The 21,490-nt window shown below is 59.3% G+C and carries 20 protein-coding genes; 14 read left to right on the plus strand and 6 right to left on the minus strand.

Annotated elements, in window-relative coordinates:
- The first annotated feature begins 63 nt into the window (after positions 1 to 63).
- From B0E33_RS00455 to B0E33_RS00470, 4 genes are all read left to right on the plus strand, one after another.
- Positions 64 to 1,374 carry an ABC transporter substrate-binding protein gene (locus B0E33_RS00455; protein ID WP_023014488.1) on the plus strand — a complete coding sequence of 437 codons (1,311 nt, stop codon included), beginning with the start codon at positions 64 to 66 and terminating at the stop codon, positions 1,372 to 1,374.
- Between the two features lie 103 nt (positions 1,375 to 1,477).
- A complete protein-coding gene (locus B0E33_RS00460) occupies positions 1,478 to 2,407 on the plus strand; it encodes an ABC transporter permease (protein WP_023004007.1) in 930 nt (309 codons plus the stop codon).
- Between the two features lie 2 nt (positions 2,408 to 2,409).
- The gene (locus tag B0E33_RS00465; protein ID WP_055653687.1) at positions 2,410 to 3,249 is read left to right on the plus strand and encodes an ABC transporter permease; all 840 of its coding nucleotides are present in this window, start codon (positions 2,410 to 2,412) and stop codon (positions 3,247 to 3,249) included.
- 8 nt (positions 3,250 to 3,257) lie between these two features.
- Positions 3,258 to 3,920, plus strand: coding sequence for an aspartate/glutamate racemase family protein (locus B0E33_RS00470; protein ID WP_023004005.1), 663 nt, complete (start codon positions 3,258 to 3,260; stop codon positions 3,918 to 3,920).
- Positions 3,921 to 3,935: 15 nt separating this feature from the next.
- Here the strand turns inward: B0E33_RS00470 and B0E33_RS00475 are convergent, their stop codons facing one another.
- Positions 3,936 to 4,829: a LysR family transcriptional regulator gene (locus B0E33_RS00475; protein WP_055653685.1), complete on the minus strand. Its 894-nt coding sequence runs from the start codon at positions 4,827 to 4,829 to the stop codon at positions 3,936 to 3,938.
- A 226-nt stretch (positions 4,830 to 5,055) separates the two neighbouring features.
- Between B0E33_RS00475 and B0E33_RS00480 the strand changes: the two genes are divergently transcribed.
- The 7 genes from B0E33_RS00480 to B0E33_RS00510 all read left to right on the plus strand — a co-directional run bounded on the left by B0E33_RS00480 (position 5,056) and on the right by B0E33_RS00510 (position 13,023).
- Positions 5,056 to 5,868 (plus strand): HAD-IIA family hydrolase, encoded by an 813-nt coding sequence (locus B0E33_RS00480; protein ID WP_077293087.1) that lies wholly within the window; start codon positions 5,056 to 5,058, stop codon positions 5,866 to 5,868.
- The gene (locus tag B0E33_RS00485) at positions 5,862 to 6,788 is read left to right on the plus strand and encodes an ABC transporter permease (protein WP_167579474.1); all 927 of its coding nucleotides are present in this window, start codon (positions 5,862 to 5,864) and stop codon (positions 6,786 to 6,788) included. The genes B0E33_RS00480 and B0E33_RS00485 overlap by 7 nt, the downstream gene beginning before the upstream one ends.
- A gap of 4 nt (positions 6,789 to 6,792) precedes the next feature.
- The gene (locus B0E33_RS00490) at positions 6,793 to 7,695 is read left to right on the plus strand and encodes an ABC transporter permease (RefSeq protein ID WP_077290092.1); all 903 of its coding nucleotides are present in this window, start codon (positions 6,793 to 6,795) and stop codon (positions 7,693 to 7,695) included.
- A gap of 63 nt (positions 7,696 to 7,758) precedes the next feature.
- On the plus strand, positions 7,759 to 9,306 hold the full coding sequence (locus B0E33_RS00495) for an ABC transporter substrate-binding protein (protein WP_077290093.1): 1,548 nt from the start codon (positions 7,759 to 7,761) through the stop codon (positions 9,304 to 9,306).
- A gap of 69 nt (positions 9,307 to 9,375) precedes the next feature.
- Complete coding sequence (locus B0E33_RS00500; RefSeq protein WP_077290094.1) at positions 9,376 to 10,248, plus strand: metallophosphoesterase family protein; 873 nt, start codon at positions 9,376 to 9,378, stop codon at positions 10,246 to 10,248.
- On the plus strand, positions 10,245 to 11,927 hold the full coding sequence (locus tag B0E33_RS00505) for an ABC transporter ATP-binding protein (protein ID WP_077290095.1): 1,683 nt from the start codon (positions 10,245 to 10,247) through the stop codon (positions 11,925 to 11,927). Before B0E33_RS00500 ends, B0E33_RS00505 begins: the two co-directional genes overlap by 4 nt.
- Before the next feature lie 121 nt (positions 11,928 to 12,048).
- Positions 12,049 to 13,023 carry a DUF808 domain-containing protein gene (locus B0E33_RS00510; RefSeq protein ID WP_023003997.1) on the plus strand — a complete coding sequence of 325 codons (975 nt, stop codon included), beginning with the start codon at positions 12,049 to 12,051 and terminating at the stop codon, positions 13,021 to 13,023.
- 155 nt (positions 13,024 to 13,178) lie between these two features.
- Here the strand turns inward: B0E33_RS00510 and B0E33_RS31595 are convergent, their stop codons facing one another.
- The 3 genes from B0E33_RS31595 to B0E33_RS00520 all read right to left on the minus strand — a co-directional run bounded on the left by B0E33_RS31595 (position 13,179) and on the right by B0E33_RS00520 (position 14,922).
- Positions 13,179 to 13,292, minus strand: a complete 114-nt coding sequence (locus B0E33_RS31595) for a hypothetical protein (RefSeq protein ID WP_369126932.1) — start codon at positions 13,290 to 13,292, stop codon at positions 13,179 to 13,181.
- A gap of 168 nt (positions 13,293 to 13,460) precedes the next feature.
- Complete coding sequence (locus B0E33_RS00515; protein WP_077290096.1) at positions 13,461 to 14,183, minus strand: type 1 glutamine amidotransferase; 723 nt, start codon at positions 14,181 to 14,183, stop codon at positions 13,461 to 13,463.
- A gap of 40 nt (positions 14,184 to 14,223) precedes the next feature.
- Positions 14,224 to 14,922, minus strand: coding sequence for a GNAT family N-acetyltransferase (locus B0E33_RS00520; RefSeq protein WP_077293089.1), 699 nt, complete (start codon positions 14,920 to 14,922; stop codon positions 14,224 to 14,226).
- A gap of 236 nt (positions 14,923 to 15,158) precedes the next feature.
- Between B0E33_RS00520 and B0E33_RS00525 the strand changes: the two genes are divergently transcribed.
- The 3 genes from B0E33_RS00525 to B0E33_RS00535 all read left to right on the plus strand — a co-directional run bounded on the left by B0E33_RS00525 (position 15,159) and on the right by B0E33_RS00535 (position 18,517).
- Entirely contained in the window at positions 15,159 to 16,316 is a 1,158-nt protein-coding gene (locus B0E33_RS00525) for a WD40/YVTN/BNR-like repeat-containing protein (protein ID WP_077290097.1), read from the plus strand.
- A 226-nt stretch (positions 16,317 to 16,542) separates the two neighbouring features.
- The gene (locus B0E33_RS00530; RefSeq protein ID WP_077290098.1) at positions 16,543 to 17,937 is read left to right on the plus strand and encodes an aminotransferase-like domain-containing protein; all 1,395 of its coding nucleotides are present in this window, start codon (positions 16,543 to 16,545) and stop codon (positions 17,935 to 17,937) included.
- Positions 17,938 to 18,109: 172 nt separating this feature from the next.
- Positions 18,110 to 18,517: a DUF983 domain-containing protein gene (locus B0E33_RS00535; protein WP_023003992.1), complete on the plus strand. Its 408-nt coding sequence runs from the start codon at positions 18,110 to 18,112 to the stop codon at positions 18,515 to 18,517.
- 271 nt (positions 18,518 to 18,788) lie between these two features.
- Here B0E33_RS00535 and B0E33_RS00540 read toward each other — a convergent pair whose 3' ends face one another.
- The gene (locus tag B0E33_RS00540; RefSeq protein WP_077290099.1) at positions 18,789 to 20,888 is read right to left on the minus strand and encodes a molybdopterin-containing oxidoreductase family protein; all 2,100 of its coding nucleotides are present in this window, start codon (positions 20,886 to 20,888) and stop codon (positions 18,789 to 18,791) included.
- 104 nt (positions 20,889 to 20,992) lie between these two features.
- Positions 20,993 to 21,430: an EF-hand domain-containing protein gene (locus B0E33_RS00545; protein WP_077290100.1), complete on the minus strand. Its 438-nt coding sequence runs from the start codon at positions 21,428 to 21,430 to the stop codon at positions 20,993 to 20,995.
- Positions 21,431 to 21,490: the final 60 nt, after the last annotated feature.

Below are 21,490 nucleotides of genomic sequence, written 5' to 3' on the forward strand. Positions count from 1 at the left end.
GCTGCCGATCGCAGGCCTTCTCCCGAGGCCGAACAAACTCCAGAGGGGAACAGGAGTAAGAACATGACAGATACAGTGGGAAAAACTGAACAGATGACCAAGAAAGGCGTCAGCCGCCGCAGCATCCTGAAAGGCGGCGCTGCTGCTGCCGGTGCGGCCCTGGGTTCGGGAGCCATCACCGGCTTCCCGACCATCTGGGCACAGAACATCAAGGACGTGACCCTGCGCCAGTTCGGCACCGGCGTGTCCAACCTCAACGAAGTAGCGCAGAAGGTGAAGGAAGATCTCGGCTTCACCCTGGAAATGACCGCTCTGGACAGTGACGCCGTCACCCAGCGTGCGGCGACCCAGCCGGACAGCTTCGACATTGCGGACATCGAATACTGGATCTGCAAGAAGGTCTGGCCGACCGGCAACCTGCAGGCTATGGACACCTCCAAGATCAAGAACTACGACAAGATCGTCGGCATCTTCAAAAGCGGCAAGCTGACGCCGGAATCCGTGATCGCACAGGGCACCGCGCCGCATACGGTCGGCTTTGTCGACGGTCCGGACGGCAAGGCGTTCGCCACCGAAGAAACCGGCTGGATGACACTCATCCCGACCATCTACAACGCCGACACACTCGGCATCCGTCCGGACCTGATCGGCCGCCCGATCGAAAGCTGGACCGAACTGCTGAACCCGGAATTCAAGGGCAAGGCATCGATCCTCGACATCTCTTCCATCGGCATCATGGATGCGGCCATGGTTTGCGAAGCCATGGGCGAAATCCAGTATGGCGACAAGGGCAACATGACCCGCGAAGAGATCGACAAGACCATGGCGATCTTCACCGAAGCCAAGAAAAACGGCCAGTTCCGCGCCTTCTGGAAGACCTTCGACGAAAGCGTCAACCTGATGGCGTCCGGCGAAGTCGTGATCCAGTCCATGTGGTCTCCGGCGATCACCGCCGTGAAGTCCCGCGGTATCGATTGCGTCTATCAGCCGCTCAAGGAAGGCTACCGGTCGTGGGGTGGTGGCATTGGTCTTTCCAAGAGCCTGACCGGCCTCGAACTGGAAGCAGCCTACGAATACATCAACTGGTATCTCGACGGCTGGGTCGGCGGCTTCCTGATGCGCCAGGGCTATTACTCGGCCGTGCCGGAAACCTCCAAGAACCACATGGACGAGAACGAGTGGGGTTACTGGTTCGAAGGCAAGGAAGCCACCGGCGACATCACCAACCCGTTCGGTGACGTTCTGGCGAAAGCCGGCGAAACCCGCGACGGCGGCTCGTTCTACGAGCGCATGGGTGCCGTTGCCTGCTGGAACGCTGTCATGGACGAGAACCAGTACATGGTTCGCAAGTGGAACGAGTTCATCGCCGCCTGAGGCTGAGCCGACACACTGGTGCCCGGGAAACTTTTCCCGGGCACTTCAAGACACCCGGGGCTAGCATGACACCCGCCTTCTCTACTTACCGGACCCGACCTTCATGACGGATCAGACACAGTCCATTTCCAGCGTGGCCCCGGCTGCGAAAGCTCGTGCAAAGGCTCCCTTCAGCCTCAGTCGCCTGCCCGATGCCATGACCGGCTGGCTACTGTCGCTGCCTCTGGCGCTGGTGCTGTTCTTCTTCCTGGTTCTGCCGATTGCCATGATCGTCGTGGTGAGTTTCTGGGGGGCGACGGAATTCTCGATCTACCCGGCCTTCCAGTTCGACAACTACGAATTCCTGCTGACGTCTCCAGTGACCTACCAGGTGTTCTTCAACACGGTGAAATACGCGTTGATCACCTGGGCGATCACACTGGTGATCGGATTTACCGTTGCCTATTTCCTCGCCTTTCACGTGCGCACGCTGACCTGGCAGATCGTTCTGTTTCTGTTGTGCACGATCCCGTTCTGGACATCCAACATCATCCGCATGATCTCCTGGATCCCGTTCCTGGGCCGCAACGGCATCGCCAATTCCACGTTGATCTCGATGGGCGTCATAGACGAGCCGCTGGATTGGCTGCTCTTTTCCGATTTTTCGGTGATCCTGGCCTTTGTCCACCTCTACACGCTGTTCATGGTGGTTCCGATCTTCAACACCATGATGCGTATCGACCGCTCGCTGATCGAGGCAGCCTATGACAATGGCGCCACCGGTCTGCAAACACTCACCAACGTCATCATTCCGCTGACCAAACCCGGCATCATGATCGGTTCCATTTTTGTCGTCACGCTGGTGATGGGCGACTTCATTACCGTGCGCTTCATGTCCGGCAGCCAGAAGGCCAATGTCGGCAGGTTGATCTCCAACGACATCGCGCTTTTGCAATATCCCTCTGCCGCGGCAACAGCGGTCATCCTGCTGATCACGGTGCTTCTGGTGATCTCGATCCTGCTGCGCTTCGTCGACATCCGGAAGGAGCTCTGATCATGGAAAAACGTTCCCGCTCCTTCTATGCGCTTGCCGCGTTCTTTGGCCTTTTCCTGGTTTTCCTCTATGGCCCGACAGTCACCATCGCGATCCTGAGTTTTCAGGGACCGCAGGGCGGGCTGACCTTCCCGATGCGCGGCGTCTCGCTGCACTGGTTCCACGACCTGTTCGAACAACAGGCCGTCGGGGATATCTGGGGCAGTTTCTCGCGCTCGCTCGTGCTTGGTCTCATGGTCATGGTGACAACGGTCGTTGTCTCCGTCATGGGCGGCCTTGCCTTCCGCAAGCGGTTTCCCGGGTCCGGTGCGATCTTCTATCTGATCATCACCTCGCTGGTGATCCCGTCGATCCTGGTTTCTCTTGGTGTCGGCCTGATCTTCTCCCAGTCAGGCCTTGCCGTGCATTGGTCGACCTCGGGCTTCGGCGCGCAGCTGACGTGGACCTTGCCCTTCGGTCTGCTGATCATGTTCGCGGTTTTCAACCGTTTCGACAAATCCTACGAGGAAGCCGCGCGCGACCAGGGCGCAAGCGCCTGGCAGACTGTCCGTCATGTCGTGCTGCCGATAATCGCGCCGATGCTGATCGGGGTCGCCCTGTTCGGTTTCACCCTGTCCTATGACGAGTTTGCCCGCACGCTTCTGACGGCAGGCAGCTACAACACGCTGCCGCTGGAAATCTACGGCATGACAACAAACGTCACGACGCCAGTGATCTTTGCTCTCGGCACTCTGACAACCGCCTTCTCCTTCGGCATCATCGGCCTGTTCCTGGCCATTGTCGTCATCCTGAACAAACGCAGGTCACGGCACGGCTCGGATGCCGGAAAGGGCATGGTCTAGGGCCTTACATGCGCGACATACACATCCTCGTCATCAATCCGAATTCCACGGCTTCAATGACGCAGAAGATCGCGGCGGCTGCTCGCGCCGCAGCCGGTCCCTTCAGCCGGATTACGGCCATCAATCCACTGGAGGGACCGGCAGCCATTCAGGGACCAGCGGATGGCGAGGCTGCCCTGCCCGGCCTGTTCGATCTCTTCGAGCGCTCGCTGAAAACCGACCCAAGCATCAGCGCGGTCATCATCGCATGTTTCGACGATACCGGCCTGTGGGAACTGAAGGCGAAATCCCGTGTCCCGGTGGTTGGCATCGGCGAGGCGGCCTACCATGTTGCCTCCGTGGCGGCCGAACGGTTTTCGGTGGTTACCACCTTGTCCGTCTCCGTACCGGTGCTGGAAGAGAACCTGCAGCGCACCGGCCTTGCCGCCCGATGTGTCAGGGTGCGTGCATCGGACGTGCCGGTTCTGGAACTGGAAAACCCCGAGAGCGATGCCCGCCACAAGATCGAAGCGGAAATCCAGGCCGCTCTCAGACTGGACGGCATCGGCGCAATCGCACTCGGTTGCGCGGGCATGGCGGATCTGGCCGCCGACCTGACGGCACAATTCAAGGTACCCGTCATCGACGGTGTAGCGTCCGCTGTGCGTCTTGCAGAGGCGATCACCGCCTAGGCGTCCCCTCGCCTGCTAGTGGTCCAGAATGACGTCCGCCTCCGTGCGGAAACTTTCCACGGCCGAAAAGAAGACGTCGAACAGCATACTGCGCTCGTCGCCGAGCGAGAAAACCACTTCCTCGTATTGGCGCTGCATGTCCGAGACCGGAACCCGGTGAACGACATCGGTTCGCCCGGTTCCGAACCGCCACATGAAACCGACCCCAAGGCCATTGACCACTGCTTCATAGACCGCGTCACGTGTGTCCAGGGTCAACAGCGGCGACGGCTCGAACCCGGCGGAACGAAAGGCCCTGTCGACCACCCGTTGGGTGGAAGATCCCCTTGTTCGGAAAATCAGGGGTTCGGCCATCAGCCGTTCGCAGGTCACGGCCGCCTCCCGGGACAGCGGGCTGTCGGGATGGACGATGGCAACGACATTCTGCCTTGCAAGCAAGGCGCGCCGGAAGCGGCCATCCGCAGGCACATCCGGCAGCACACCTATGTCGACTTCGCGGGTCAGCACTGCCCGCGTGATCCGCTCATGCGAACCTGTTTCCACCGCGATTTCGATGCCTGGGTGCCGCTTGAGAAACTGCGCGATCAATGCCATGCCCGGCATCGAATTTCCCAACCCGATTTTCAAACGACCGTTCAGCAAGGTGTTGTGACGGGTCAAAAGCCGTGTTGCAGCGCGTTCGGCTTCTGCCATGCGCTCGGCGACGTCACATAGCTCGTTGCACAGCGGTGTTGGCGACAAGACACCGTTTTTCCGGTCGAACAGGCGTACGCCGAATTCCGCTTCAAGGTCTTTCACATGACGCGCGACGGCCGGCTGCGAAATCTTCAGCGCCCGTGCCGCTGCAGCATATGAGCCTCCGGACGCGACCGCGTTGACGGCCCGAATGCGCGACAGGGAAAGGGTCATTCCAGGTTTTCTCCGATTAGCAAAGCCAAAGGTTTGATCACCTCAAACCATAGGTTCGCTCTGTTACGGCAGCGTCACAGAGTGACGACAATTTGATTGCGACTTCAGCGGGCCACGCCAACGGAACACGGCCCTTCCTGACCAGAACAATCCGCCTGCCGTACCGGCGGATCCTCAATGCCGATCGGTGGTACCGAAAGGCAACCGGACAGATATGGACTTCGCAATGCGGGCTCGCAAAACAACAACAATTCAATGGCTTGGCGCCGCGGAGATTGACGGCTATGCCGCAATCCTGTGCGATCTGGACGGCTGCCTGATAGCCGCCGGACGAGCATTGCCGGGCGCGGAAGATTTTGTCCGGGCTGCCGGCAAAAGACTATCGATCGTTTCAAACAACTCGGCCGACACATGCGTCACGCTATCGGCAAAACTGAACGCAATCGGCCTGTCGTTGCCGCAGGAAAGCATCTTTCTTGCAGGTGAGCTGGCTGTGCGCACGATCGCAGCGGAACGTCCGGGCGCGCGCATCCACGTAATTGCCGAACAGCCGCTTCACGCTCTTGCAGCGGAACTCGGCCTTGAGCGCGCAAACGACCGGACAGACGTCGTCCTGCTTGCCCGCGATACAAAGTTCACCCTGACCGGACTGGAAAAGGCGTTGCGACTGCTGGAGCAAGGCGCAGAGCTGGTCGTGACCAATCCGGATCTTTCCCACCCGAATGCGGACGGTCGCCCGGTGCCGGAAACCGGCTCCCTGCTTGCAGCTTTCAAGGCGTGCTGTCCGGAGATCGCACCAAGGGTTATCGGCAAACCTCAGCCGTTCCTCATCGGCGCGGCACTTGAAGCTGCGGGCGTTCCGGCGAGCGAGGCTGTCTTTGTGGGCGACAACGCCGCGACCGACGGCGCGGCGGCAACCCTTGCCGGTCTTGATTTCATTCACCTCGTCGCAACGCCCTCGCCGATCGTGAACGGGGCTCCCGTGAAAGAGCCGATACCGTCCGCTCACCCATCGCCAGTGGAGGCGAGCGCATGCTGACCTACGTTCTGCGAACCCTTTTGCGGATGGCGATCACCCTGTTCCTCATCGTGACGCTCGTCTTCTTCGCGACCAGGCTTTCCGGAAATCCGGTCGATTTCGTTCTCGGCGAAGGCATCACCAAGGAAGACCGGGCTCTCCTGATCGCTTACTACGGTCTGGATTCCTCCATCGGCACCCAATACTGGCGCTATCTCAGCTCCGTGTTTTCCGGCGAGTTCGGACTGTCCTTCCTGGAAAGGCGGCCGGTTTCGGAAATCGTTCTCGAACGTGCCTGGCCATCCTTGAAACTGCTGCTGAGCGCGGTGTGCTTCACACTGATAGTTTCCATACCGCTTGGCATTTTGGCCGCCATCTATCGCACCAGCATCGTCGGCAGCGTGGTGATGGTGGTCGCCTTCCTCGGATATGCCGTGCCGTCCTTCATAATCGGCATCCTGCTGGTGCTGATCTTTGCCTACACGCTCAACTGGCTTCCCGTCATCGGTGATGGAACTGCGCTGCATTTCATCATGCCGACGCTTGCCATTTCCGGCACGCTGGTTGCTGCGATCACCCGCTTCACCCGCAACGCCATGCTGGACGTGCTCGGCCAGGACTACATGCGCACAGCCCGTGCCAAGGGCCTGCCGGAGTGGATCGTCATTCTGAAGCACGGACTGCGCAACGCGTCGATCACGCTGCTTTCCGTGGTCGGACTACAGATCGCCAGCCTCGCGGCGGCGGGTAGCGTTGTCGTGGAATCGATCTTCGCATGGCCCGGTATCGGCGATCTCCTCGTCCGGTCCGCCATCCTGCGTGACTACCCCGTCCTCCAGTTCGGTGTCCTGTCCGTCGCTGTCGCGGTCATCGTGATCAACGCAGTGGTCGACATCGCCTACGCCTTCGCGGATCCGCGCATCCGCCTTGCCAAGGGATAAGCGCATGACCGACGCAACGCACAACCTGTCTTCGCCGCGTAATACCGGCACAAGAACATACCGTCTGCCGATCTGGTCGGATGCGAACTGGATTGTCCGGATCGCGTTTCTCATCGGCCTGATCCTGATCGTGACGGCACTCGCCGCACCCTGGGTAGCCCCCTTCGACCCGAATGCCCAAAGTCTCATTTCCCGGCTGCGTCCGCCAATCGGGTTCGAACGCTACAAGGACGGCTTCTATTTCGGCACCGACGAACTCGGCCGGGACATCTTCTCCCGCTGCATCTACGGCCTGCGGCTGACCTTCGCACTCGCCCTTGCGGGAGCCGTCATAGGTCTTCTGATCGGCGGTACATTGGGTCTGATGGCCGGCATCATCGGCGGTGTTTTCGAAGAGGTCATCATGGGCCTGGTCGACGCGCAGATCGCCATTCCCTTCACCCTGATCGCCCTTCTCATTCTGGCAGTCATGGGCTCATCCCTGGACGTGATGATCCTCGTGCTCGGTGTCTACGGCTGGGAGCAATACACGCGGATCGTGCGTGGTGAAGTGAAGAAGCTGATCCAGATGCCCTTTGTCGAAGCGGCACGTGCAGCAGGTGCAACGCCGCTCCGGATTGCGGTGAGGCACATCCTGCCCAATGTCGTCTCGCCGATCGTCGTCCAGTTCACACTGAACTTTTCCAACATCGTCATCCTGGAATCGACCCTGTCTTTCCTCGGTCTCGGCGTTCAACCGCCAACCGCAACGCTCGGATCGATGGTCGGCATCGGCCGCGATTACTTGCCGACGGCCCCCTGGATCGTTCTCGCCCCCGCGATGGTGATCCTGCTCCTCACATTCGCAGTCCAGATCCTTGGCGACTGGCTGCGCGACAAGGCGGATGTCCGTCTCAGGTCCCGCTGACCGAACCCAACCACAGAAGCCGGAACGGCCGACGCTCCACCCTAGCAGCCTTGGAGGCTCGATATGACCAAACTACTGGCAACCACCGCTCTTGCTTCGCTCATGGCGACAAGTGCCTTCGCAACAGAACTCACCGTTGGTGCAGCCAACGTGTCCAGCTACCTGGATCCGGGCCGCGATCACTCGAATGTCGGCTCACAGTTCTACTACAACGCCTTCGATACGCTGATCGCAAAGAACCACGACACCACCGACACTGAATGGCAGCCGGGCCTTGCGACTGAGTGGAAACTTGTCGAACCGACGATCATGGAACTGAAACTGCGTGAAGGCGTGAAGTTCCACAATGGCGCCGACATGACCGCCGACGACGTCGTGTTCTCGCTGAACCGGATGTATCAGGCCGACTTCCCACCCTATCAGGTGCGTGCCCGGGACCGTCTTGAAAACTTCGAGAAGGCCGAGAAGGTCGATGATCTCACCGTACGCATCCATGCAAAGCGCCCGGAGCCTCTTTGGGAAACACTGCTGAACCTGCAGCAGGTCATGATCATTCCGGAAGCTTACACCAAGAGCCTTGCAGGCGACCCGGACAAGCTTGAGCATGATGACTTTGAAGCCTTTTCCCTGAAGCCGGTCGGCACAGGCCCATACAAGGTTGCCGAATTCGTGCCGGGCGAAACAGTGGTCTGGGAACGTTTTGACGACTTCTGGGGCAAAAAGGCACCCCTCGACAAGGTCACTGTCCGGCATATGCCGGAGACTGCTTCACGCATCACGGCCCTGAAAACAGGTGAAGCCGACATCGTCACCAACATCGCACCTGACCAGCTTCAGCTGATCGAGAACGATCCGGACATGAAGGCCGCCGGCAGCGCCACTGCCCTCTTCCACGTCATGATCATGAATGTGAACCATCCGAAACTGAAGGATGCCCGCATCCGTCAGGCCCTGTCGCTCGCCATCGACCGTGACACGCTGAACGAAGCCCTGTGGGGTGGCAAGGCCGTGGTTCCATCCACGCACACGCTTGCGGAATTCGGCGAACTGTACCAGCCGGAGCTGACCACCTTCGAATACAATCCGGAGAAAGCCAGGGAACTGCTCAAGGAAGCAGGCTATGACGGCTTCGAAATCACCTACGACACCGCGCCGGGCTACTACACCAACGGCCTTCTGGCGGCCCAGGCCATCATGGAGATGTGGGCGGAAGTCGGTATCAAGGGCAAGGTCAACGTCCAGGACAAATGGAGCGGCAACTCACCGGACATGATGACCCGCAACTGGTCCAATCCGATGTATTTCGCCGACCCGTTCGGCAGCTTCGGCGTCATGTGGGCTCCGAATGGTCCGTCTGAATCCGAAGGCCGTTTCAACACCGACGAAGACTACGCCAAGAGCTGGGAGCAGTTCCGCTTTAACGGTGATGTCGAGTTGCGTCGCGCAGCCTATGCGGAGCTGATGGAGCGCATCAAGCAGGATCCGCCGGTGCTGCCGCTGTATCGCCCCTATGAAAGCTGGGCGATGAAGACCAACGTCAACTGGGCTCCCAAGCCGGGTCACATTCCCTACGTGCTCGACTTCCGCGCCGGCTCCATTTCGTTCAACTAAGCAAAAAAAAGCGCCGCCGGTACACCGGCGGCGCTCTCCCTACCCTTTGATCAATTCAGGAATTTCAACGTGTCCGTACGCATTGCTGTTGTCGCCGACATCCACCACGGCAAACCTTCCGCGACCAAGCGCGGTGACACTGCCCTCGAGCTGATGGCCGAGTTTGCCCGTTTCGCCAACGATGTTGCCCCCGATTTCGTCGTCGACCTGGGCGATCGGATTTCCGATATGGACCGCGACACGGACCTTCAGCTGGAACGCGAAGTCGCAGAGGCCTTCAAGGCCGTCAATGCTCCGGTCCACCACATCAACGGCAATCACGACCGCGATCACCTGGATGTTTCGGACAACGAGGAAATCCTCGGTCAGTCCCTCGCCAACGCGACCTTTGATGCAGGAGACTGGAGAATTGCGCTGTGGCGCGCAGACAGCAAGATCCATCGGACGCCGGAGCATTCCGGGTTCATTCTCCATGAGGCCGATCTCTTGTGGCTGTCACGCGTTGCACAGAACACGGACAAGCCTCTTCTGGTTATCAGCCACGTTCCCGTTTCCGGTCATGGCCAGATCGGCAACTACTACTTCGAACGCAATCCGTCAGCTTCGACCTACCCGATGGCAGAACGTGCCCGCGCGGCACTGGCGCAGTCCCGGCAGCCGGTGGTCTGTCTGTCCGGCCACGTTCACTGGAACACAATCACCACGGTGGACGGCATTACCCATCTGACACAGCAGTCGCTCACCGAAAGCTTCACCACCAAGGGCCAACCTGCCGGTGCCTTCGGTTTGCTTGAGCTTGGCGAAACCGTCTCCTGGCAGGTACAGGGCCTCGACCCGATTGCCCATTCGTTCAAGCCTCATGCCGACCGCTGGACACCGCCGCTACCGGACTTCAAGCAGCATCCGGAATTTGCCGCAAGACGCCGCGGAGACCTCAAATGACCAAGCCGGTACTGGACGTTCAGGACCTCAGGATTTCTTTCGGTGCTCATGAAGCCGTGAAGGGAATTTCCTTTGCAATTCATGCGCGCGAGACACTTGCGCTGGTCGGAGAGTCCGGTTCCGGCAAATCAGCCACGGCACTTTCCATCCTGCGGCTGATCGAACGAGAAGGTGGAACGATTGGCGGGGGCAGCATCCGCCTGAACGATGGTGATCGCTCCCATGACTTGCGAAGCCTGTCGGATGCACAGCTGACAGCTCTGCGGGGCAATGCCATTTCCATGGTTTTTCAGGAGCCGATGACCTCACTCAACCCGGTTCTGAAAATCGGCGACCAGGTTGGCGAGGTCTTCATCCGCCACCGGAAGTTCGACAGGCGCAAGGCCATGCAAGCCGCAGAAGAAGCCCTCGATCAGGTACGCATTCCGGATCCGGCGCGGCGGCTGCAGCAATATCCGCACGAACTTTCCGGCGGCCTGCGTCAACGGGTGATGATTGCAATGGCGCTCGCCTGCAGGCCCAAACTGCTGATCTGCGATGAACCGACAACGGCTCTGGATGTCACCACCCAGGCAGAGATCCTGACACTGATCCGGAACCTTCAGGCCGAAATCGGCATGGGCGTTCTGTTCATCACCCACGACATGGGCGTCGTTGCCGAGATTGCCGACCGAGTCGTCGTGCTTCGCAACGGCGAAAAGATGGAAGAAGCCAGCGTTCACGATCTTTTCGAAAGGCCGAAGGCTGCCTACACAAAGGCGCTGATGGCGGCAACGCCGAAACCGGGTTCCGGAACCAGCACGCAGCAGGCCGGGACCGAGACAGTGCTGGATGTTGAGCAACTGTCGACACGATTTGCCGGCAAATCCGGCCTGTTTTCAAGGAAATCCGGCGGCGTTCTGGCCGTGAACCGCGTTTCGCTGAAGGTTGCGCGTGGTGAGACACTTGGTCTGGTAGGCGAGTCCGGTTGCGGCAAGTCGACCCTGGCGCGGTCCATTCTGCACCTGATCGAACCTGAAAGCGGATCTGTCAGGCTTGACGGCAATGTTCTGAACAGCTCCTCCCGGCAGGCGCTCCGCGAAACGCGGAAGGACATGCAGATGGTGTTTCAGGACCCTTACGCGAGCCTCAATCCGCGGCTTCCGGTACATGAGCTGATCACGGAGCCGGCGCGGATCCACGGCCTTGTCTCGCGGAAGGACCAGAAGGAACTCGCAGCGGATCTGGTTGAAAGGGTTGGACTGGAGCGCGATGCCATCAATCGCTTCGTGCACCAATTCTCCGGCGGACAACGTCAGCGTCTGTGCATTGCGCGTGCCTTGTCGGTGGAACCGAAACTCATCATTGCGGACGAAGCGGTTTCCGCGCTGGATGTTTCCATTGCCCGGCAGATCACTGATCTGATGCTGGAACTGCAACGCACGGAAGGTCTGTCGTTCCTGTTCATCTCACACGACATCGGCGTGGTGGAGCGGGTCAGTCACCGCATTGCGGTGATGTACAAGGGCGAGATTGTCGAAACCGGTCCAACCGAACAGATTCTGAAAAACCCGCAGCACCCGTACACGCGGCGCCTGTTGTCTGCCGTTCCAAACCCGATGCCGAAGCAACGCCGCAAGTCTGCGGAGGCCTTCACGGCATTTCCGCAGGAAAGCACGACACTGGTGGCGATGGCCTAACCAACATCGGGCCAATTCGTTCCGGTGCAATCTGTTTCAGGAATATGGGGTCTCTTTACTGGCCCCTCACCCGGCAACACGCTATATCCTTGCGCCGGACGGACACAGACCTGGAGCTGCCATGAGCGGATTGCTTGCCCTACTCGATGACGTTGCCGCAATCGCCAAGATTGCCGCGGCCTCCGCGGATGACGTGATCGGCCAGGCGGCCAAGGCGGGCGCGAAAGCGGCCGGAGCCGTGATCGACGACGCAGCCGTCACTCCGAAATATGTCGCCGGATTTTCCCCTGCACGCGAAATTCCGATCGTCTGGCGGATCGCGAAGGGATCAATCAAGAACAAGCTGATTTTCCTGCTTCCTGCCGGCCTCGTACTCAATGAGTTTCTACCAGGCATCATTACACCGTTGCTGATGCTGGGTGGCGCCTACCTGTGTTTTGAGGGGGCGGAAAAGATCTATCACATCTTCAAGCCCCATCATCATGACGCCGACGAGCCGGAAGGCTTCGTTGCCGACCCGTTGCATCTGGAAGAACAGAAGGTTTCCGGCGCCATCAAGACCGACTTCATCCTGTCGGCGGAAATCATGACGATCGCCCTCGCCGAGATTCCTGAAAGCACCATCTGGATGGAAGCCGCCACGCTTGCAGTGGTCGCAATCGGCATCACCGTTCTCGTTTATGGCTCCGTTGCCTTGCTGGTAAAGGCGGACGACTTTGGCCTGATGCTGACGCGCAGAGGCCGCCTGTCGCTGACCCGCGCCATCGGCCACGGCATTGTGAAAGCCATGCCCGGCTTCATGAAACTGCTGATGACAGTTGGTACCGCCGCCATGCTTTGGGTCGGTGGCTCCATCGTGCTGCATGGTATGGACGTTCTGGGCTTCGGGCAGATCTACGGCATCATCCACGACATTGCCCACAACGTGGCTCATTCGGTACAGGTCGCTCAAGGCTTCCTCACATGGGTGGTAACGGCAAGCCTGGACGGTCTGTTCGGCCTCGCACTCGGCATGCTGCTGATCCCGGTCACCAGCAAGGTGATCCTGCCGGTCTGGCGGCTCGTCAGAGGCAAGTCAGCCGCGAAGAGCCACTGACGTTCCAGCGGTCGGCCCGGAAAAAACAAAGGCAATCGACAGGAGCCAGTCGATTGCCTTTTTCGTGAGAGAGCAAAGCGTAGGATTTTCTGTACGCCGACGAAACCGGGACATGTCAGCCCGACAGCCTGCTCCCAGTCGCTCAAGGTCAGTTCCTAAAACGTATTGAAGCTTGAGGGGCCTTCTGGTTGAGCAAACGTGGTGTAAGGCGCAACGGTAAGTGCCGTACCGACGAAGCCAGACTTCATGATAACATTGGCATAGGCCATGAAGGTGCGGTCATAGGGCACCTACGGGTCCTTGTCGCAGTCAACGATCCGCCACGCCCTTAAACACCTGCAAGCGCGAGAAGTTCAAATTAGCGTTTAGATCCAAATAAAATTCTACCTTCGCAAATTCGAGCATTGCGATTGAACGGGCATGGTTGGCTCTGCAGATCAGGCTTCGGCGTTACCGGGCAACAGCATCCCGAGTTCTTCGCCCGACAGGAACATTGCAAAGAGATCTGCCGCCTTGCTCGCATCAAGAGGCATGGTCTCGATCCGTTTCGGCAGATCAGCGCGCTGCGTGTCGTTCAAAACATATCCGCGCAGCTTCACAATGCCCGCAAGATAGTCCGGATCTATTTCCGGATGCGGTTGGCATGTCAGGATCTGACCAGGCAGATGAAGCCCGGCAATCGGGCAACCTGAACTGCTTGCAACAACTTCAAGCCCCTTGGGCGCCATTGTGACCTGGTCCTGATGCCAGGCATTGAGCACCAGTTTTTCGTGACCGAAACCGCGATAGGTTTCCGGTCCGGCGGTAAATCCCCTGGGCGACCTCTCCACTTTACCACCAAGGGCCTGAGCAATGATCTGGTGACCGAAGCAAACACCGATCAGAGGGCGCTCGCTCTGGTGGATAGCGCGGATAAGTTCCTCAAGCTGCGGAATCCAGTCGTGGTCTTCGTAAGCTCCGTGGCGGGATCCGGTTATCAACCAGGAATCCGCTGCTTCCGGCCCATCGGGGAACTGGCCTGCCTCGACATCATAGGTCGTGAAGGAAAACCCGCGACCGGCCAGCAACTGCCGGAAGCATGCGTCGTAGTCGCCCAATTCCTGTGCCAGTTCGTCGGGGGCATGCCCGGGCTGCAAGATGCCGATATGTCTGGAGTTCATCGATAGGTCTCGTCTGGCGAATCCGGCTGGCGCCGATCGCTCATGATTGACCGCTCTTTGCAGCATCCGCAAGACACGCGCCAAGTTTGCGCTTCTGCTCTCCGGATGGCTCGAAATTCTCCGCGGCCAACCAGGCTTCATAGCCCTTTTTCAGCGCCGGCCATTCCTTGTCGATCATGGAGAACCACGCCGTATCGCGATTGAGACCCTTGACGACAAGATGCTGCCGGAAGACGCCCTCCTCGCTGAAACCGAAACGCAAGGCGGCCTGTCTGGACGGTATGTTGTCGTTGTTGCACTTCCATTCGAAGCGCCGATAACCGAGATCATCGAACACATATTTCATGAACAGATAGAGGGCTTCGGTCGCCCCGCGTCTGCGCGAGATCAGCGGCCCCCAATAGATATTTCCAATTTCGATGACGCCGTTGGCCTCGTCGATCCGCATAAGCGTCTGCCGCCCGGCAACTTTACCGGTTTCCTTGTCCACGATTGCAAAAAACAGCGGATCCTTGCTGGCTGCAGCCTTTTCCACCCACCCGCGGAATTCAGTCTCCGTCTCAGGCGGACACTCAGGAAGCCAGCGGAATTTCTGATCGCCGTCCGGCACATCGGAAGCTTCGAATAGCCCGGACGTATGATGCACCGGGTCAAGCGGCTCCAGAACAACGTAACGGCCCTCAATCGGCTTGTGCTCCGGCCGGGGACGTGCGGTCCAATGGCTAAGGTTTTCAGGCATGATCATCTCCGGAAAGGGCATGGCTTGCTTGCATGTGCCGGCAGTTTGCTACCGGCAGGCTCCCACTGTCTACCGTTTCACTGGTACCGCGAGAAGATCCAGTTCCTCGAGACCAACAGAACCAGTTAGACGTCTCTTTTCCTTTAGGCCACACCACGCCGTAAAGGAGCAACGAAGCCCATCTGCAACCAACAAAACTCGTGTTAAGCTCCACCGGTTTCTGGAGGAGGCAAACCATGACTTCGGGTGTAACGGTGCTTGTCGGAACCACCAAGGGAGCGTTTCTGCTGAACGGTGGAAGTGACCGTGGAGGCTGGAAGGTAAAGGGACCTTTCTGCGATGGCTGGCCGATCAATCACGTGATCGGCGATCCGGAAAGCGGCACGATCTGGGCCGGCGGCGGCGGCGAATGGTCCGGCGCGGGCGTCTGGCGTTCTGTCGACGGCGGCGAGACATGGGAGGTCACCCGACTGACCAAAGGGACGCTCGACGACTGGGCAGCCAATGACCCCGAGACGGCCAAGTTTCTGAATTGGACACCTCAGAACCTGCCTTTTGCGGACGACTTCTCGCAAATCTGGTCGCTCGGGTATGCACACGGCACGCTCTACGCCGGCACCAAGCCTGCAAGATTTCTCGCCAGCCGGGATGGCGGCAAGAGCTTCGCGCATCTGGAGGGGCTTGCCAATCATCCGTCCGCAGACAGCTGGAACCCGGGTGCGGCCGGCCTTGTGCTGCACACGATCGTTTCCGACCCGGACAATCCGAAAAAGCTCTGGATAGGCATTTCTGCCGCAGGCGTTTTCGCCAGCGAAGATGGCGGCATGACGTGGGAGCGACGCAACCGGCTGTCCAACGCGGCCGCCTGTGAGGGACATGATCACCCTGCCTCCCCGCGCGACGGCGAGACCGGCCATTGCGTTCACAACATGATGCGTGCACCTGGCGACAATGACCTGCTTTATCAGCAGAACCACCACGGCGTCTGGCGATCCGCAGACGGCGGGCTCAACTGGGACAACATTACCGACGGCCTGCCCTCCACCTTCGGCTTCCCGATCCGCGTTCATCCGCGAGATCCTGACACCATCTGGACGCTCCCGCTTAACGGAGACACCGAAGGCCGGTTTCCCCCCGGTGCGGCGGCAGCCGTCTGGAAGTCCGATGACGGTGGCCGAACCTGGCGGGACAAGCGCGAGGGCCTTCCGCAGGAAGCCTGCTTCTTCACGGTTCTGCGTCAGGCGATGGGCGGCGACACACGAGACCCCGCCGGGCTCTACTTCGGCACAAACTCAGGCTCGGTTTTCGCCAGCCTGGATGAAGGTGAGACCTGGCAGGAAATTGCCCGCCATTTGCCGACTGTGCTGGCCGTCGAGGTTTTGGACCGAGCATAAAACCAGCTGATATCGGGAAGGCCCTGCTGCCAACTCGCTGCCACGCGTGCGTTTGCCTCGACCACATCTTCCTGGAAACAAAGACCGTTCAGCACGCGCGCTGTTCGCCAGCCGTCCATTGTTCGCAAGCTCCACTGGGTGCCCCACCCTGAAGCGAATGATTGGTGACATTCCGGCACGAGCTCTGTATACAGTCAATATCCAGTCAATTTGAAAGCAATTCTTCATGACCGAATGGTGTCCGGACCTTTCCGCCAGCAGTGCTCCGCGCTATGCCGCGATCGCGGACGCCATTGAAGAAGATATTCGCGCCGGACGCCTTTCGCCTGGAGACCGGCTTCCAGCGCAGCGCCAGTTGGCAGCCCGGCTCGGGCTTGACTTCACCACCGTTGCACGCGGTTACACCGAAGCCCGCAGGCGTGGCGCTATCTCCTCCATGGTTGGCAGCGGCACATTCGTCACCGGCCCCGACAGCGTGCTGGGCGGCGGCGTTGCAACACGTGATGCCAAGCGGCTGTCACCTCCGGACTTTTCCATGAACCTGCCGCCGGAAGTCAGTGACCCTGGCCTGATTGCCCGTATGAAAGAGGGGCTCGCGGCGCTTTCGGCCGACCTCATTCCGCTGCTTCGATACCAGACAATTTCTGAAAAAGACCCGGACCGCCAGGCTGCAGCACGCTGGCTTGCCGGGGTTGGCCTCAAACCCGACCCGGAAGATATTCTGTTTGCTCCCGGCGCTCAGGCAGCCCTTGCCGGCATTCTTGCAACGCTTTGCGAGCCGGGTGACCGGATCGCATGCGAAGCCGTCACCTATCCCGGGATCCGATCCATCTGCGGACAACTCAGACTGGAGCTTTTCGGCTTGCCGAGCGACGAAGAAGGCATTGATCCGGAGGCCTTTCGCAAAGCCTGTCTCGACGGTCGCCTGAAGGCACTCTATCTCAATCCTACTCTGCACAACCCAACCACTCGCACCCTCTCCGAGCAGCGGCGCCGCGACCTTGCAACCGTCGCGCAGCGCCACGGCGTGCCGATCCTGGAGGATGATCCCTACGGCCAGCTCAGCCGCAAGCAGGTCCCGTCGATAGCCGCTCTTGCTCCGGATATCACCTGGTACATCGGCTCTCTTTCGAAAAGCGTTGGAGCCGGTCTCCGGCTCGCCCACGTCCTTGCCCCGGACCGGAGCGCTGCATGGCAGTTCGCTCGTTCACAGCGCACGTCCAGCGTCATGATTTCCCCGCTCACGACAGCCCTGGCCACGCGCTGGATCGAAGATGGCACTGCCAGAGCGCTGCTTCGGCACATCCGAAGCGAAAGCTCGGCCCGGCAGGAGCTGGCCGCCCGCTATCTGAAAAGCCAGAAGTTTGAAGCCGACCCTGACGGATTTCATATCTGGCTTGCCTTGCCTGAAGGCTGGTCTCGTCCGGCCTTTGTCAGCCAGATGAGGAACCAGGCTGTCGGCGTTGTGGAAAGCGACGCCTTCACGATTGCCGGAAAGGCGGATGAATCCGTGCGGCTCTGTCTGGGCGGACCACATGATCGCGCTCAGATCGATAGCGCGTTCAGGGTCATTTCCGAGGCATTGGCGTCAACGCCGGACAAGACCTCCACCTACTTCTGAACGAAAAGGCAAAGACTGCACACATCCCTCTGCCAATCTGCCGCAGGCGATTGGCTTGCCATGCAAGCAATTTGCTTTATCTTTGACTGCAAACATATCCATTCATTCAAATATTGACTGGATTAACGTCTCCGGCTCGAACCGGAAGACCTCGCGCAGGAAAAGGTGTTCCATGACCACTCCACAAAGCTGGCCGCAAATTCCGCCGATCCGCACCGGCATCAAGGGCCGCTGCCCGCGTTGCGGCGAAGGTTCCATCTTCGACGGCTTCCTGAAGCTGAAGCCGAAATGCGACCACTGCGGACTTGATTACAGCTTTGCCGACCCTGCGGACGGGCCCGCGTTTTTCGTGATCTGCTTCGGCTGCATTCCCGCAGTCGCCTTTGCGATCTGGCTCGAAATCGCCTTTACAGCCCCTTACTGGGTGCATTTGGTGACGACCCTGCCGCTGATCCTGGTGACTTGCATTCCTATGCTTCGACCGCTCAAGGGCTGGCTGGTCTCAAGCCAGTATTTCTACAAGGCGGAAGAAGGCAAGCTGGCCACACCGGTTTCCCAATCCTCGGAAAGCCAGGTCTGACATTCGGAAGCCCCAAGCCGGACCGACGACCAGACTTTCCCGAGGCAGGCGGTGACATCGGACGGGCGATGCACCGCCTTTTCTTTTCTTAAATTGAGAGGCTATGGAGCAAGTGGCCCATCCTTCGAGACGGTGCTTCACACCTCCTCAGAATGAGGATGAGTGTGTTGCTCTGCTTGCGTCTGAATGCACGTCCGCCTCATCCTGAGGAGCGAGTTTGCTCGCATCTCGAAGGATGGGCCGCAATTACCTGACAAACCGGCAGTCAGCGTCAGACGGCCCTCACCCACACGGCCGTGTCGTGAAACGCCGCGCCGCCATAGGGCGCCACTGGGTCGGCCCCGGTGAGCGTGTTGATGCCGCGGCCATCCTCGAATGCATCGTTCGGCCAGATCCCTTCCGAGATCACGGTTCCGGGCGCGACGGTCGCAACATATCGCGCATGCAATGTCACGACACCGCGCCGGTTGCCCATCTTCACCTTGGCACCGTCTTCGATGCCGAAACGCTCTGCCTCTTGCGGACGCAACCAGACCTCCGGTCGGCCTTCCTTCTTCTTCGAGCTGTCGGTCTCGTTGAACGTGGAATTCAGGAAAGAGCGAGCTGGCGATGTCACCAAGCGGAACGGATGCTGCTCGTCTGCAAGTTCGATGCTGTCCCATTGGTCCGGCAACTCCGGCATCGTCTGCCAGGGACCGAAAATTGTGCCATCTTCCGGCTTGTTGGGAGCAGAGGAACGACCCCAGTCAGCCTTGAAGTGGAACTTGCCGTCTGCGTGACCGAAACCGTTGAGATAATGCGCCGTTTCGAAATCAGGCTGCAGATCGATCCACTTTCCAGCTTCCAGGTCTGCGAGCGTTCCATAGTTGGAATTGCGCAACAGCCAGTCGATATGGTCGCGTGCGCTCATATCGAATCCGGGGTGAGGTTTTGAGTCAACGCGTCTGGCTATCTCGTTGATAACAAATATATTTTCCCTAGGACCTTCCGGCGGCTCAACAGCTTTGGGACCCAACATCAGATACTGATGTCCGCCGCCTTTATAAAGGTCGTCATGTTCCAGAAACTGAGTTGCCGGCAGCACGATGTCTGCCATCTGCGCTGTCTCTGTCAGGAAATGCTCATGGACGACGGTGAAGAGGTCCTCACGCGCGAACCCCTGCTTTATCAGGTCCTGCTCCGGTGCCACGGAAACCGGGTTGGTATTCTGAATCAGCATCGCTTTCACCGGCGGACCACCAAGCAACGCCGCTTCGTCGCCCGTGAGAATACGGCCGACCAGGCTCTGGTCGAGGGCACGCACAGCCGGATCCTTCAGCGAGCCGGCTTCGATCATTTCCTTGTTGAGCTGATAGATTGCACCGTTGTTGTGGAAGGCGCCGCCACCCTCTTCCTTCCAGCAGCCGGTGACAGCGGCAATGGAACTGGCAGCATGCATGCCGACTGCACCATTGCGGGACCGGGTGAAGCCGTAGCCGAGCCGGAAATAGGTCTTCTTGACCGAACCGATCAGCTGCGCCAGCTCCTCGATTCTTGAGACGTCCAACCCCGTGATCGAGGCAGCCCACTCCGGTGTCTTCGTTTTCAGATGCGCTTCCAGCTCGGCTGGACTATCCGTGTAGGTTTCCAGGTAATCCCGGTCGGCATGGCCGTCGCGGAAGAGCACATGCATGACAGCGCAGGCAAGCGCGGCATCCGTGCCGGGTTTCAGGATGATGCCGATGTCCGCCTGCTTCATCGTCTCGGTCTCATAGACGTCAACAACGATAATGCGCGCGCCGCGTTTCTTGCGGGCGGCAATGGCATGGGTCATCACGTTGACCTGGGTCGCGACCGGATTTGTGCCCCAGATGACGATCTGGTCGGAAACCGCCATTTCACGCGGATCAGGCCCTGCCAACTTGCCGGTGCCGGCAACATAGCCTGTCCAGGCCATGTTGGTGCAGAAACTGTCGAACTGACGCGAGTAGCCCTTGGTATGACGCAGCCGGTGGATACTGTCCCGCTGCACCATCCCCATCGTACCGGCATAGTGATAGGGCCAGACGCTTTCGGCTCCGAATTCGGCTTCCGCAGCCAGGAACTTTTCAGCGATCAGATCCAGCGCCGCATCCCAGGAGATTTCCTCGAAACGGCCTTCACCTTTCTTGCCGGTGCGCCGCAGCGGCTTCAATAGCCGGTCCGGGTGGTAAAGCCGTTCGGGATAACGCGCGACCTTGGCGCAGATAACGCCTGCGGTATAGGCATTGTCCTTGGCACCATTCAGCCGGCGTACGTCGCCATGCGGATAAAAATGCACCTCCAGCGCGCAGGTCGACGGACAATCGTGCGGACAGGCGGAAAAAGTGCTCTTGGGCGGCTGCTGGGTCATGATGCCTTACTGAATTCCTCGAACATGAGCCCGGCAAGGTTCCCCCAGCGCGGCCACCTGTCAAGTCGGATGGCCGCTTTTACCCATTATCCGGGTGGTTCGTTTCACCCGCGTGGGCCGAAATCCGCAACTGTTACGACCCCGTCGCCGTTGCGGTCGATCATTTTGATCCAGGAGGCTGCGTTGTCGAGAAACTCGACTTCAGAAACCTTGCCGTCGCCGTCGGTATCATTGACTTCAAGGCGCATGCCGTTTGCCGGGTTTCTTGCACCTTTCCCCATTCCCTTGGGCTCATTCTCAGCCTGATCCTGGGCTCTTGCTTCATCGAAGAGGACATATTCCTCTGCATCCAGAAAACCATCGTCGTTGGCGTCGAAACTGGCAAAGACATTGCCGCGCCGTTCCCGTGCTTCTTCAGCGGTCACTGCACCGTCACCATTCAGATCCCAGTTTTCGATGAAATGCGCCCCAGGCCCTTCTGCGGCAAAACATGAGCCCACGGTTGCCAGAATGAGGGCGGCTCCGAGCGTGATCGATTTCATGTGATTTCCTTTCTTTCCAAGTTTCGAATTTTTGAATGTTTTATTTCCAAAAAAAGTGCG

Origin of the sequence: Roseibium algicola, assembly GCF_001999245.1 — a bacterium.
GTDB lineage: Bacteria > Pseudomonadota > Alphaproteobacteria > Rhizobiales > Stappiaceae > Roseibium > Roseibium algicola.